17 protein-coding genes are annotated in these 13,000 nt (G+C 41.6%); 2 read left to right on the plus strand and 15 right to left on the minus strand.

Translation table 11 applies throughout. The annotated features are described in order from the left end of the window. Nucleotides 1-185 precede the first annotated feature (185 nt). The 8 genes from deoC to CSV68_RS16095 form a co-directional block, all read right to left on the minus strand. The gene (deoC, locus tag CSV68_RS16060; protein ID WP_099634458.1) at nt 186-848 is read right to left on the minus strand and encodes a deoxyribose-phosphate aldolase; all 663 of its coding nucleotides are present in this window, start codon (nt 846-848) and stop codon (nt 186-188) included. A gap of 19 nt (nt 849-867) precedes the next feature. After that, a complete protein-coding gene (locus tag CSV68_RS16065; protein ID WP_099662634.1) occupies nt 868-2,172 on the minus strand; it encodes a pyrimidine-nucleoside phosphorylase in 1,305 nt (434 codons plus the stop codon). A gap of 42 nt (nt 2,173-2,214) precedes the next feature. Further along, entirely contained in the window at nt 2,215-3,396 is a 1,182-nt protein-coding gene (locus tag CSV68_RS16070; protein ID WP_099634456.1) for a NupC/NupG family nucleoside CNT transporter, read from the minus strand. 195 nt (nt 3,397-3,591) lie between these two features. Continuing rightward, nucleotides 3,592-4,533 carry a DNA-binding transcriptional repressor DeoR gene (locus tag CSV68_RS16075; RefSeq protein WP_099662635.1) on the minus strand — a complete coding sequence of 314 codons (942 nt, stop codon included), beginning with the start codon at nt 4,531-4,533 and terminating at the stop codon, nt 3,592-3,594. A gap of 163 nt (nt 4,534-4,696) precedes the next feature. Beyond that, nucleotides 4,697-5,053 carry a hypothetical protein gene (locus CSV68_RS16080; protein ID WP_099662636.1) on the minus strand — a complete coding sequence of 119 codons (357 nt, stop codon included), beginning with the start codon at nt 5,051-5,053 and terminating at the stop codon, nt 4,697-4,699. Between the two features lie 54 nt (nt 5,054-5,107). Next, on the minus strand, nt 5,108-5,545 hold the full coding sequence (locus CSV68_RS16085) for an SMI1/KNR4 family protein (protein ID WP_233190437.1): 438 nt from the start codon (nt 5,543-5,545) through the stop codon (nt 5,108-5,110). Nucleotides 5,546-5,684: 139 nt separating this feature from the next. Further along, nucleotides 5,685-5,978 carry a MafI2 family immunity protein gene (locus CSV68_RS16090; RefSeq protein WP_143561018.1) on the minus strand — a complete coding sequence of 98 codons (294 nt, stop codon included), beginning with the start codon at nt 5,976-5,978 and terminating at the stop codon, nt 5,685-5,687. 264 nt (nt 5,979-6,242) lie between these two features. Continuing rightward, nucleotides 6,243-6,503 (minus strand): hypothetical protein, encoded by a 261-nt coding sequence (locus CSV68_RS16095; protein WP_099634452.1) that lies wholly within the window; start codon nt 6,501-6,503, stop codon nt 6,243-6,245. A 100-nt stretch (nt 6,504-6,603) separates the two neighbouring features. Here CSV68_RS16095 and CSV68_RS16100 point away from each other — a divergent pair, with 100 nt between their 5' ends. Then, nucleotides 6,604-7,620 (plus strand): DUF1646 family protein, encoded by a 1,017-nt coding sequence (locus tag CSV68_RS16100; protein ID WP_099634451.1) that lies wholly within the window; start codon nt 6,604-6,606, stop codon nt 7,618-7,620. A gap of 31 nt (nt 7,621-7,651) precedes the next feature. Here CSV68_RS16100 and CSV68_RS16105 read toward each other — a convergent pair whose 3' ends face one another. From CSV68_RS16105 to CSV68_RS16135, 7 genes are all read right to left on the minus strand, one after another. Then, nucleotides 7,652-8,089, minus strand: coding sequence for a hypothetical protein (locus CSV68_RS16105; RefSeq protein WP_099634450.1), 438 nt, complete (start codon nt 8,087-8,089; stop codon nt 7,652-7,654). 78 nt (nt 8,090-8,167) lie between these two features. Further along, nucleotides 8,168-8,821, minus strand: coding sequence for a hypothetical protein (locus CSV68_RS16110; RefSeq protein ID WP_099662637.1), 654 nt, complete (start codon nt 8,819-8,821; stop codon nt 8,168-8,170). Nucleotides 8,822-9,058: 237 nt separating this feature from the next. Then, nucleotides 9,059-9,277, minus strand: coding sequence for a hypothetical protein (locus CSV68_RS16115; RefSeq protein WP_099634448.1), 219 nt, complete (start codon nt 9,275-9,277; stop codon nt 9,059-9,061). A gap of 19 nt (nt 9,278-9,296) precedes the next feature. Continuing rightward, nucleotides 9,297-9,767, minus strand: a complete 471-nt coding sequence (locus CSV68_RS16120) for a GNAT family N-acetyltransferase (RefSeq protein ID WP_099634447.1) — start codon at nt 9,765-9,767, stop codon at nt 9,297-9,299. Nucleotides 9,768-9,794: 27 nt separating this feature from the next. Beyond that, entirely contained in the window at nt 9,795-10,217 is a 423-nt protein-coding gene (locus tag CSV68_RS16125; protein ID WP_099634446.1) for a hypothetical protein, read from the minus strand. 405 nt (nt 10,218-10,622) lie between these two features. Continuing rightward, on the minus strand, nt 10,623-11,633 hold the full coding sequence (locus CSV68_RS16130; protein WP_099634445.1) for a proline dehydrogenase family protein: 1,011 nt from the start codon (nt 11,631-11,633) through the stop codon (nt 10,623-10,625). 88 nt (nt 11,634-11,721) lie between these two features. Then, nucleotides 11,722-12,342: a DUF3298 and DUF4163 domain-containing protein gene (locus CSV68_RS16135; RefSeq protein ID WP_233192951.1), complete on the minus strand. Its 621-nt coding sequence runs from the start codon at nt 12,340-12,342 to the stop codon at nt 11,722-11,724. Between the two features lie 116 nt (nt 12,343-12,458). Between CSV68_RS16135 and CSV68_RS16140 the strand changes: the two genes are divergently transcribed. Continuing rightward, on the plus strand, nt 12,459-12,836 hold the full coding sequence (locus tag CSV68_RS16140; protein WP_099634444.1) for a nucleotide excision repair endonuclease: 378 nt from the start codon (nt 12,459-12,461) through the stop codon (nt 12,834-12,836). The last annotated feature ends 164 nt before the right edge of the window (nt 12,837-13,000 follow it).

A 13,000-nucleotide genomic window follows, 5' to 3' on the forward strand; every position in this document is an offset into this window, starting at 1 on the left:
ATGATAAAATTCATATGCACGTATCACCTTTCTCTTTGACTTGTTTCTCGACAATTCAAGTATAAAAGAAATTGGTGATCACGTGCATTTTTTTGTTCAATTGTTTGAGAACCCCAACATTTATTATAGAACCATAAAAACAGGACTGCCCTGCATATATGCAGAACAGTCCTGTAACGGATCTATTAATAATTCGAGTCTGAGACTTCGCCTTTTACGATACTAATACCCGAGCTTGCACCAATACGTGTAGCTCCTGCTTCGACTAGCGCATCGAAATCTTCTCCGCTACGCACGCCGCCGGACGCTTTGACACCAATGTTTGGGCCAACCGTCTTCCGCATAAGAGCGACGTCTTGTACCGTTGCTCCACCTGTTGAGAACCCAGTTGACGTCTTGACGAAATCAGCGCCCGCTTTGACGGATAGCTCGCATGCGCGAACGATTTCTTCATCTGTCAGCAAGCATGTTTCGATGATGACTTTGACCAATGTACCGTTAGCTGCTTCGACTACCGCACGAATATCTGATTCAACCCATTCGTCATCCCGGTCTTTCAGTGCTCCGATATTGATGACCATGTCGATTTCTCCTGCTCCGTTCGCCACTGCATCTTTAGTTTCGAATGCTTTGACTGCAGAAGTAGTCGCTCCGAGAGGAAAACCGATTACCGTGCAGACCAATACATCGCTGCCTTTTAGCTGTTCAGCGGCATATGAAACCCAGCCCGGGTTAATGCACACTGATTTAAATTGATAGTCTTTTGCTTCTTGTATGAGCGCCGCGACTTTGTCTTTCGTTGCGTCGGCTTTCAATAATGTATGGTCGATCATTTGTGCTTTATTCATTTATGAACCACTCCTTTAATTATTTTGTAATTTCGTCATGCACAAGTGTTACAGGCTGTACTTTAGAAGCCGAAACTCCGTAAGCATGATAGATCTTTTCTTTTACGTCTTCGATATCTTCCGTGTTGCTGTGAATCGTCACGAGTGATTCGCCTATTTCTACGGAGTCACCGATTTTCTTGTGCAGCACTAACCCAACCGCCAAATCGATTTCGGATTCTTTTGTTGCGCGTCCCGCACCTAGAAGCATTGCAGCCGTACCGATTTCATCCGCAGTAATCGCAGATACATATCCCGCTTCTTTAGCTGGCACGTCTATTGTAAACTTGGCCGTAGGAAGCTTCGATAAATCGTCAATGACGGATGTGTCGCCGCCTTGAGATTGCAAGAACAGTTTAAATACTTCAAGCGCTTTGCCGTTTTGAATAACTTCTTCGAGCATTTTTCGTGCTTCTTCCGTCGAGTTCGCTTTTCCTGCCAAACGAACCATATGGCTACCGAGCGTCAAGCACAGTTCGTGCAAATCTTCCGGTCCATTGCCTTGCAATGTTTCGACGGCTTCTTTGACTTCGAGAGCATTTCCGATCGCATAACCGAGCGGCTGGTTCATGTCCGAAATTACGGCCATCGTTTGACGACCGATTTTATTTCCGATTTGCACCATTTCTCCCGCCAGTTCACGAGCCATGTCGAGGTCTTTCATGAACGCGCCTGTTCCGACTTTTACATCCAGAACAATTGCATCCGATCCCGCCGCAATCTTCTTGCTCATGATCGAGCTTGCGATTAACGGAATAGAACTGACCGTTGCCGTGACATCGCGCAGACTGTAAATCTTCTTGTCTGCAGGAGTGATGTTGCCGGATTGTCCGATCACCGCAATTTTGTTCGTATTGACAAGATCGAAGAATTCCTTGTCTGTAATTTCGATATGGAAGCCGGGAACGGACTCCAGTTTATCAAGTGTTCCGCCCGTATGACCCAATCCGCGGCCCGACATTTTAGCTACCGGGATACCAAGTGCAGCGACAAGTGGCGCGAGCACGAGTGTTGTCGTATCGCCAACTCCGCCTGTAGAGTGTTTATCCACCTTCACGCCTTCAATAGCAGACAAATCGACTTGGTCGCCTGACTCTACCATCGCCATTGTGAACTGCGCGGTTTCTTCCAACGTCATCCCTTGGAAATATACCGCCATTTGAAACGCCGACATTTGGTAATCTGGAATTGATCCGTCCGTATATCCATTGATGACAAATGAAATTTCTTCGTTTGTTAACACATGTCCATCTCGTTTTTTCTCAATCATATCTACCATACGCATAGCATCCACCACTCCTGTTTTTAAATTTATGTTTCATTTCTATTATAAAAATAGGCCAATGACAGTCGCTGAAAGGACTGAAGCCAATGTTGAACCCAAAAGTAATTTCAAACCATTTCTTGCCACTTCGTCTCCTTGTTTTGAACTTAACGCCTTGACAGCTCCTGTAATAATCCCAATGGAACTGAAATTCGCAAAACTAACAAGGAAGACAGATATCATACCTACTGCTTTCGTTGATAGGCCTGCCGAAATTTCCTTAAAACTCAACATGGCTACAAATTCGTTTGTGACTAGTTTGGTCGCCATGATGCTTCCCGCTTGTACACTGTCTGCCCAAGGCACGCCCATTACAAAGGCAATTGGTGCAAAGATATACCCCAAAATGGTCTGGAAGGAAACGTTGAACATCATTTCAAAGAGATAGTCGATTCCGTTCATCAACGCGATGAAACCGATCAGCATGGCAGCTACAATAACCGCGACTTTAAAACCATCCATAATACTTTCGCTGATCATCTGGAAGAATGACAACTTCTTCTTCGACTCGATCGTTAGCGTATCTTCTTCTTCCGATAATTCATAAGGATTGATGATACTTGCGACAATCAGTGCCGACATAATATTGAGCGCAATCGCCACTACGACAAACTGCGGTTCGATGATTTCCATATATGCACCAACGATGGCAACACTGACTGCACTCATCGCGGAAGTACAAAACGTATATAAACGTCTTTTTGAAATATCATCCATTTGGTCCTTGATAGTTAAGAACACTTCGGACTGCCCGAGAACCGCAGAGGATACGGCTATGTAGTTCTCCATTTTCCCCATGCCATTCAACTTACTCAGAACGATTCCTACATATTTAATGATGAACGGTAAGATTTTGAATTGATTCAATATACCGATCAACACGGAAATGAACACGATTGGCAATAAGACGTTTAAGAAGAATACGTATTCTCCTTCATTTTCCAATCCGCCAAACACGAAGTTGACTCCCGTTACACCAAGATCAACTAGCTTTGAGAATAAAGCTGAAACAAAGCCAATCGAAACAACGCCCACTTTTGTATTTAACAAGATGAATGTCAAGACAAGCTGGGTCAGCAGCATAATCACAATCGGTTTATAGCGAATTTTCCTGCGGTCCACACTAACAATCAAGCCCACGATTAACACGAGCAACAATCCGGTTATATAAAATACAACGTTCATCATACTTCCTCCCTTGCATGTTGGTTACGCTTACACCTTGCTTCTTACACACCATTTTCCTTAGGATGCCGTTGCGACCTGACTTTATGTATAGTATATCATAGACATTGAGCAGATGTGCAACGCAACTGAAACATTGTTCATTCTGAATTAAAAAAAGAATCGCACTTATTAATAAGTGGATTCTCATGATTTCTATTGGTGGAGCAACAAAGCCTGTGCTGTGTACTGGTCGGTTATGAAGACGTTCGCATAACCACCCTGAAGCGCTCCGTGAATGGCCTCTACTTTGCGGTTCCCGCCAGCAACAAGAATGGATTTTTCTTTTTGCTTCAACTCTTCCAGCCGGATCCCAATCGTCCGGTCACTAACGGTAGTCTCACATACTTCCCCTGTACGTTTAAAGAAACGTGAACAAATATCACCAATCGCTTCTTGATGGAGTTGCTGTTCTTCTTCGGCAGTCAAATAGCCGAGACGGAACAGCAACGATTCGCTGTCTACAGCGCCCACCGTGAACACGGCGATATTCGCTTGTTTGCCGAGTTCAATGAGACGGTGCATATAGCGGTCCGATTCAATCACGACTTTGACTTCAGGCGTGTCGACCAAAACGGGAAGCGGCAAGTAACCAGGAACGGTATGGAAGGCTTCGGCAAATTTATAAACCGTTTCAGAATCGTATGTATTGACGTCCGACAAGCCGATGCCGCCTTTGAGCTGGATGACCTCGACTCCTTTTACATCTTTTTTCTTCAATTCTTTGGCCACCTGATACATCGTCCGGCCCCACGTCACACCAAGAATATCACCGTCTTTTACGGTTCGATACAAATAGTCCGCCGCTTCTGTGCTGATAGCTTGAATCACATCCCGCTCATCTTCCACTGCCGAGTACGCAATTTTCACTTCTTCGATTTGATATTTGTGCTGCAAAGATTTTGCCAATTGATTATTATCATGAAATGGATCGATGATGTCGATTTTCACGTAGCCATTTTTTTTCGCTTGCTGCAGGAGCCGAGAAACCGTCGGCCTTGAGACGCCTAGTTTTTTTGAAATGGCGAGCTGGGTATAATCAAATTGATAGTAAAGTTTGGCTGCCTCTATGATAAGTTGCTTTTTATCGATCTCCAACGCAAGTCCCCCTTATGTTACGACCTAATCATGAGTCCGAAACTGCTGAACTAGGCTGAGTATATCACAATCGTAAATCAGCGGAAAGCCGCACTCACATTTCTTCCTCGTGAGGCAATTTCTTGAAGATCGTTTTACTCTTATAAGATCGACATCAGCTTCTTTAGCAACTCGTACATTTATCTTTCATACTAGCAATAATACTTATGAAAAACATAATCCATAAAAAGGGGTTTGTTAAAGATAAACCGACTTGTGAAATGCCGCCTATTAAAGTAAAGATCATGATTAATGCAATGAAATACGCAAGTACTATAATTTGCCATAGAGGATTGAATCTTGGGACATCCTCTTTTTGAGGTCGTTTCATAAAAAGGCCAATAAGAGTAATCACTAGTATGAGTACAATAAGTATTGATTTGGGTATATTTATAAAAGAAATCAACTTTGGGAAGAAATCATAAATCAGTAATAATGTGAGTGCTGCTAGTGCTATAATGCCCCCAATTTGACGTTTCACTTCACTTTGTATCACCTTTCCTAACTTTTTTCAGATAATGAATAAGCAAGTTTTTTAAACAGATATTTCTCCAGTAATCCAACCTTTGAGAAACGTTTCGATCGAGGGCGCAATGGGACGTCGGCTATCATCTTCATGATCCCATACATAGATATTTTCATTCCAAGTAGTATCGTTTTCTCTCACATACGCAAATAAATCTCCATTGCCAGCATCTGAAAAGAATAAAAAATGGTCTACTGGCTGCATGAAATCTTGCCTTTCTTGAAGAGTCCTTAAAAATAAATTTTCTCTTACTACCTGTTCGGTTGACCACACAAAAGAAATTCCGTAGTTTCCAGACACGCCATTTGTTTCGTTGTATAACGCCTCAAGTTGATTAGGTAAATCCATGCCTAGTTCTTTTTTAATCGATGCGATCTCTGTTTCTGTTGCGGGTGATTCGAACTGACATTCATTTGATATATTATGTAAATATTCTTTCCACATCATCTATGCACCACCTGTAAATTGTTTTACTTTTACGTACTTCCCTTTATAACTTGTATAATTATATATTCCTCATTAACACCTCGAACTAGGTTTGACATATATAAGGTACCCATTTATTCGTTTCTAATTGTTTCAGTAGTCAAGGTTCCCATCTAACAAAAGCCCACTCTTCAATAGAATGAATATTTAGTGACGCGGGATGATATAGAAATTCTTCTTCTATTAGATGAATATCCGGATAGTCTGCTAAAACCTCTGTACTGGCTATACGTAATACTTCCATCTCCACTTCAGTTGGTTCGGCATCAAAAAACGCTTGCCATAGTAACTTATTATTTTCTTCTATAACTACCCTTAATCCTTTTAAATTCTTAGGAATAGCGCACAATAATGCTCTGTGTACACTAAGCGCTAGCGAATTATCCATTTTCATACTCCTAACATTTATTTTATAATCAGCTCTAACTCTTCTTAATCAACTTCAGGATAGAATCCATATTTAGTATTATTATACAGTTTCAAAATAGAATATACACTTCGTTCTTAAAACGTAAAAATTATAGGGTCAAATAGCAAACGACGATAGTAAAGACCATGATGAACTTCAGCATCTTTGGCAATCATATACGCACCAAACAACAAAGCCCCTCATTCATGTCCGTTCACGACATAAACAATGGGCTTATTTTTGTAAAAATCACTGCTCATCTTCCTCATCACACGGCGGTTTCCTAACAATCGTCTTCCCACTCGAATACAATCCACTTGCCGACAACCCCATAATAATGCCGCCCAGTATCCCCGACTTCCAATCATGGGGAAACAAGTAGAAGATCCCGCCACCTATGCCTAATAGTAAAGAAAAGATTGGAATCAGTTTCTTCGGCAATCCGTACATTTTCAAAATTTCCGTTAATCCGATAATAACGGGGATCAGTACAATATCTGAAACTTCCAATGCGTGTCCCTCCTCTTTTTCTATTCTATTCAGACTGTATGCAAGATGAATCGGCATTTTGCATACAGTGTAGAAGAAAGATTGCTGAAAGGAGATGCCCATGGTCACTGGATTGCTCATTATTTTAGGATTGGTGTTAGTTTTGCCGTTTACGATCCCTCGCATTGAACGTAATTTGGAATTGTTTTTATTCGTCATGGGTTGTGCTGCCGCATTTGTTAGTGGGGTGTTTCAATGGGAGTTGTGGAATAAGGCATTACACGATCCACTGCATATTACGCTCGCGGTTCTTATAGCGGGGATCGTGTTTCGCTGGATACGACACCCATTTGAGAAAGCAGTATTATCGGGTAGTCGAATCATTCCTTTTCGCTTATTCTTAGCGCTAATTATTATGGGATTGGGATTAATCTCTAGTGTTATCACTGCGATCATTGCTGCGCTAGTCCTCGTAGCCATCGCATCTGTCTTGCAAATGGATCGACTATCAGAAATCCGCTTCGTGATCTTAGCTTGTTATGCAATCGGCATGGGCGCGGTGTTGACACCGATCGGAGAGCCACTGTCAACGATTGCGACGAACAAACTGGATGAAGACTTCTATTACTTAATGAACTTGCTCGGGACAGATATTCTAGCGGGTGTATTCGTCTTTGGCCTTCTCGCATTCTTCCTAATTCGCCCACGCAACCGCTCGCGTCACCGTTCTTCCGGACAAGCGGCAGAGTCGTACATAAGCATTTTCGGGCGCGGAGTGAAAGTGTATATATTTGTTTTGGCTTTGACGTTGCTTGGTGCGGGGTTTGAGCCATTGATTACACTGTACTTACTCGATCTTCATCCATTGACGCTTTACTGGATCAATATGATTTCAGCTGTACTCGACAACGCAACACTCGCTGCTGCGGAAATCAGTCCCGCGATGGACGAACCAACGATCCAAGCACTGTTACTTGGCTTGCTCATTAGTGGCGGGATGTTGATTCCGGGAAATATTCCGAATATCATTGCAGCTGGTAAGCTCAATATTCGTAGTGGAGAATGGGCACGGGTCGGTGTACCGCTTGGATTGCTTGCGATGGTCGTCTATTTTGTCATTTTACTTTACAGACAATGAAAAAAGACCGCGTTTGCGCGGTCTTCTCATGTTACTCGATTACTTTCACCCAGACTCTATATTTTTTGTCATCAGTCTGAACCAGTTTCGTATTAGGACTCGGAGCGCTATTCTTCTTTGTGAAACCCGCTTCAAACGAAGGGGTTTTAATACTCTCCCCTATATTATCCTCTGAAGGCATACCGATTCCCATCGCATCCGTTACCGTCCACGTATCATCTTTCTCTTTGTTCAACTTTGCGACAAATATTTCTTCCGCGCCGTCTAATATCCCTTTATAGACACTGATGACCTTATTATTATCGATTTCCAACGTGCGATACATTTTCACGACTTCCGCAAAACCTTCCTCTGTATGAAGCTGTTCGAGTGCCTCTTGCGGTGTGTTCGATGTACTGTTCTTATCTGCGGTCTGACAACCTGCGAGTACCACCGCCATAAACGTAATATAAAATAGTTTCCGAAGCATGAGATCCTCTCCTTATCTATTTTATTGAATACCCTATTGTCGGCTATATTCAATCCTCATTTAATTTTTTATCTACAATTAAAAAATACGTTCTTTCTTTTCTTCGACTAATTTAAAGTGTACATCTGATGTCGATCCGCTAAAGATATGATCCTGCACATCGGAGATATCTAGTATTTCATTGAGCTCAATAAATTCTGCCTGATTTCCTTCTATTGTTATCTTATAGGGGCCTGCTATATTCATCAGCGACACCATTTTCATTTCTTCCTGGCCAAATCCAGTATCCATGAACTCCAGCTCGAATGATACGGGCTGATTGCTGTGATTTTTCAGAGTTAGCTGGCAGTCTCCATTCATCTGTTCACTGTCCTCTAATGTATCAAATGCACACTTGCCTTCCTGGTCGTAGGAAATCGCTCCAATACCACTCGCCAATGTTTCTTGATACGCCGTAACGAGATATAACGGGATCAACGCATACAGGAAGAGGACAAGTACAGCCAACACGACATAAAATCTCTTTAATCCGTAAATCAGAAGCGCCATTGCGATAAGGAATAAAGCAGTGCCTAGTATTCCTTTCCAGACGAGCCCATCCTCATTTTGAAGAGGAAACGACATGAACGTCACGGAAGATCCGATTAACGGATTATTAGGATAGGGAAAAAACAAAATCATGCAAATGGCAAGAAGTACCACGGCGCTTATAAGTGCGGTTCTATTTTTCATCACGGTGTTACTCCTTCTATTTAAAATGGATAATATTCTGACTTCTACTTAGTGAGTCTGTCTGCGATCGATTGAAGGATTTCATTTTTACGTTCTTGTAGTTTAAGGAATTTTAACGCAAACCAGACTGTGAAAATTAGGAATGCGATCGGAATGATGTACATGAATATGCTGAATATAGACAGAAACGAAAAAAGTAAATTATTGCTGTGCATATGTATTTCCTCCCTTCATGACTTAGGCTGACTGCTTCTTCTTCGGAAATAGATAAGATACTAATAATATAGCGATTGCGACTCCAAATCCTATATACATCCATAGATTTAGCGTCTTTTCAGGAAACGTATATGCCACTTCCGTCATATACAGAATCAGACGAACAATCTGTGTTCCCAAGACAATGAAAAGTGCCAAGTATTGCAACACATCGCGGGTATTTTTCTTTTGTTTCTCCACTTGTATGACCTCCCACTGCTCAGGATAGCAATTTCTCCATTGACACTACGGCAATCGACGTACCATCCGTTCTATGTAATATAGATTCTTCACACACGTGATAGCCGATGGATTGATAGAGTGAGATGTTTTTCGACACATCTGCCCGCACTTTGCATGCTACTACTCTCTTCCCTTGCTGCGTCGCATACTCCTCTAAATATCGTAATATCTTTTTCGCGATGCCTTGACCTTGTCTTTCCGGCACGACAGAGAACCTAGAAAAGTAGAGGCTTTTATCTTCTAACCGAAAACGAACCATTGCGACCGGCTCCTCTTCTATATAAGCAATTAACGCCTCTACACCACTTTGCATTTCAGTCGCGATACTTTCGACGGTCTCTTTCAACGCACTCGTCGGAGGTGTAGCGTGCTCGTATTCCTGAAACGCTCGGATCATTACGTCACGGATGACAGGAACGTCGGAAATGTTCGCTTTTATTATGTTCATAACCGTCCTCATTTCGTTTTATGCAAATTATGAATAGACAGAAGTGAATGCCGCCATATCTCCATTCTCAAACAGCTCGATCGTTTCATACTCTTTGTCTAATTGAACTTCATAAAATTGCTGTTTTTGAAAAGTTTTCGATTCACCTTGGTCTTGATTCTTATCATACAGAATGCGCAACGTGTCTCCGTCGCTTTCTATATCAAAGTTTGTAAAGTCCACGGCATAATCTTCCTGGCTTTCGTGGGCGGTATTAAAATAAATGACCAATTGATCGTCCGACGTGTCGTAAAATAAGTACACGCCATTTTCAGCTTTCGCGTGTTCGTAGAATTTCTGAGCGTCCTTACTCAAGTCCTTCATGGCGACTTCCTCGTAAGACAATGTTCGATTCGTGTTACATCCAACCAATACGACTGCACAAAGAACGATGATCCAAAGCTTTTTCATCAACTCTCCTCCTGTCATTGGTGTAATGAAGAGTGAATAGTACTTTAACTATCTCTAACACTACTATTTCCCATGTTTTCTGTAAAGTGAGTACAAAAAAACACTGCAGGGAAAGCAGTGTTTTGGAATCCAAGGAAGGAAGAGATAGTTAAAAATAGTGATTCGGGATTTGCGCTACAAAGGGGACGCTTTCTCTCTAATCCTATCGTTAGACTTTGATAATAGTAGAGACGCGACCGTGCAATGAGGGTCAGAGGCCTTGATAGAGCGGTAATCGTCCATCATAGAGCACTTACAGACCGCAATAGAGCGGTTATGCATAAACTATAAACTATGAGCGCTTAAACAAATTTATGAGCGCATCCACCTGGAAAGTCTAGATCCACGTTGCCTCTATCCTATCGTTCATCGATACCTCACCCAACCACCATCTTTTTTCTCGTCGCTCCCACGCTTGCTCAAGCGCCCAAGCACAAACGCGCTGGCTACTAGGCCAATCATAGTGTTCGTTTTCTTATTGAACACTTGCTTCACCATCAAGTTCATATTCTGCGGACGCTCCGCCAATCTGCGCATGAAGTACCCGTACCAGTCCTCGCCAAACGGTACGTATGTACAGAAATTATAGCCTTCTTTTGCTAACTGCAACTGCAAATCATGGCGGAAACCGTACAGCATCTGGAACTCGAATTGATTATATGAAATGTCATGCTCTTTCACAAACTGCTTTACATGATTAATAATGTTGTGATCATGCGTCGCAATCGACGTGAATGTTCCATGCAATAAATGTTCTTCAATGATTTTAATATAATTTTCATCGATATCTTGTTTATCGGTATACGCAACGTCCGGCGACTCTTTGTATGCACCTTTTACTAGACGAATACGTGTATCGTTATATTTCTTCGTGTCATCTAATGCACGGTGAAAATAGGCTTGGATTACGGTTCCAATATTTTCATAGCCTTTTACTTTTAATTCGTCCAGCAAACGAAACGTCGGCTCAAGTCGTGAGTGATTTTCCATATCAAAATTCACAAACACGCCTACCTCGCTTGCACGTTTGACAATCTCTTCTACTTGTTGTTCGCAAAATGCATATTCAATGTCGAGGCCGAGCTGTGAAGGTTTAATCGAGATGTGCGCATCCACTTGATTTTCTTGGATCGCGTCCACTACAGATAAGATTTGTTCTTTCGCTTTAGTGGCCTCGCTCTTGTCGTACACAAATTCACCCAAATTATCTATCGTACATGAAATACCTGCTTGATTGAGCTCTTTGACACTATCAATCATTTCTTCGATGTTAGTTCCTGCCACAACTTGTTGGGCTCCTAATTGAAAGCCGTATTTTTGGGCAGCTTGATTCAGTAGTTGATTTTCAGATAGTCCGATAAAGAAATTTCTTAGCATAGTTTCCACCTCATTTGTATATTTCGTATATCGAAATTATAACACTATTTCGTCATGTAAGCCCATACATTTGTTTATTCATTTTGTTTTACGTTCCTATAAACGGTAACATGCGGTCTGCCGGACTATTTGGTTTGATGATATCTTGTAGATCAAGCAATGGAATCGGGAAATAGGGGAAGCCCGCTACGTAAGGTGAGATTTCATATAGTTGGAAGTAGACAACGAGACTCGTGTCTGCAAGGTAGAAGTCCTGATCAGGCTTGATTTTTGTAAATGGCTCAAGCACGGGCGTTTTCCATTGCTGTATATGACGTCTAATATATTCTGATATCCTCTGTACATAAGGACTGCCTGGCTTGAACATATCTTGCAGATTGTATTGTCTTCCCGTCTTCGTATCAAACGTCAGGGAGTTGACGTACGTCATCCCATGCGCTCCACCAGTGAATGAATAGACAATTAAGTTGATACTGAAGAGATCACGCTGATTATTTTTAATTTCGTACGTTGTGACCAACTCGACAAGGCTTGGGTCATGATAATTATTGTCTTCTAGCATTTTATTCATTTCCTTGAATAGTAATTGATTTAGCTTTTCTTGAACTTTTGGATCATCTAATTGTGTAATGATGGGATAATACACATCCACTTTCGGTCTTGTATTCGATATGTGATACGTTTGAATAACAGCAGGGTTTTTCATCATTTCATCCTTCCCAAGACATTTGTTTACTATATGCAAGGAATGGAGAGAAAGTTTCTCGCTTTTTATTTTGTCATATGATAGGATAAACACTGACTGATATAAGGATGTGAAGTAAAATGATCAATATTACATTACCTAAACCGGACGTAACGATCGTTCGCAGAAAACAAGAAATGGGACCGGATGAAACGCCGATTAAGCCAATCTATGGTTTCATCGATTTTCATGACATTCCACGTGATAAAGGCGGCCTTTTGTTGTTCTTCAACCAAAGCGACGAGTTATTATTCGTAGGAAAAGCACGTAAATTACGTCCACGTCTGAAAAAGCATTTTGAAGACCAAGTGTCTCCATTACGTAATCACCGTGAAGAAGTAGCAAAAATTTCCGCTGTGATCATCGATGATCCAATGGAACGCGAAATCTACGAAACGTACGTAATCAACACAGAGCAAGCAAAGTACAACGTAGAAAAAGCATTTTTCAGAGATTAAGCTGTCTGCCTTCGCAGGCGGCTTTTATTTTGGTTCTATAATAAATGTTGGGGTTCTCAAACAATTGAACAAAAAATGCACGTGATCACCAATTTCTTTTATACTTGAATTGTCGAGAAACAAGTCAAAGAGAAAGGTGATACGTGCATATGAATTTTATCATG

This window comes from Sporosarcina sp. P29 (genome assembly GCF_002743265.1).
GTDB lineage: Bacteria > Bacillota > Bacilli > Bacillales_A > Planococcaceae > Sporosarcina.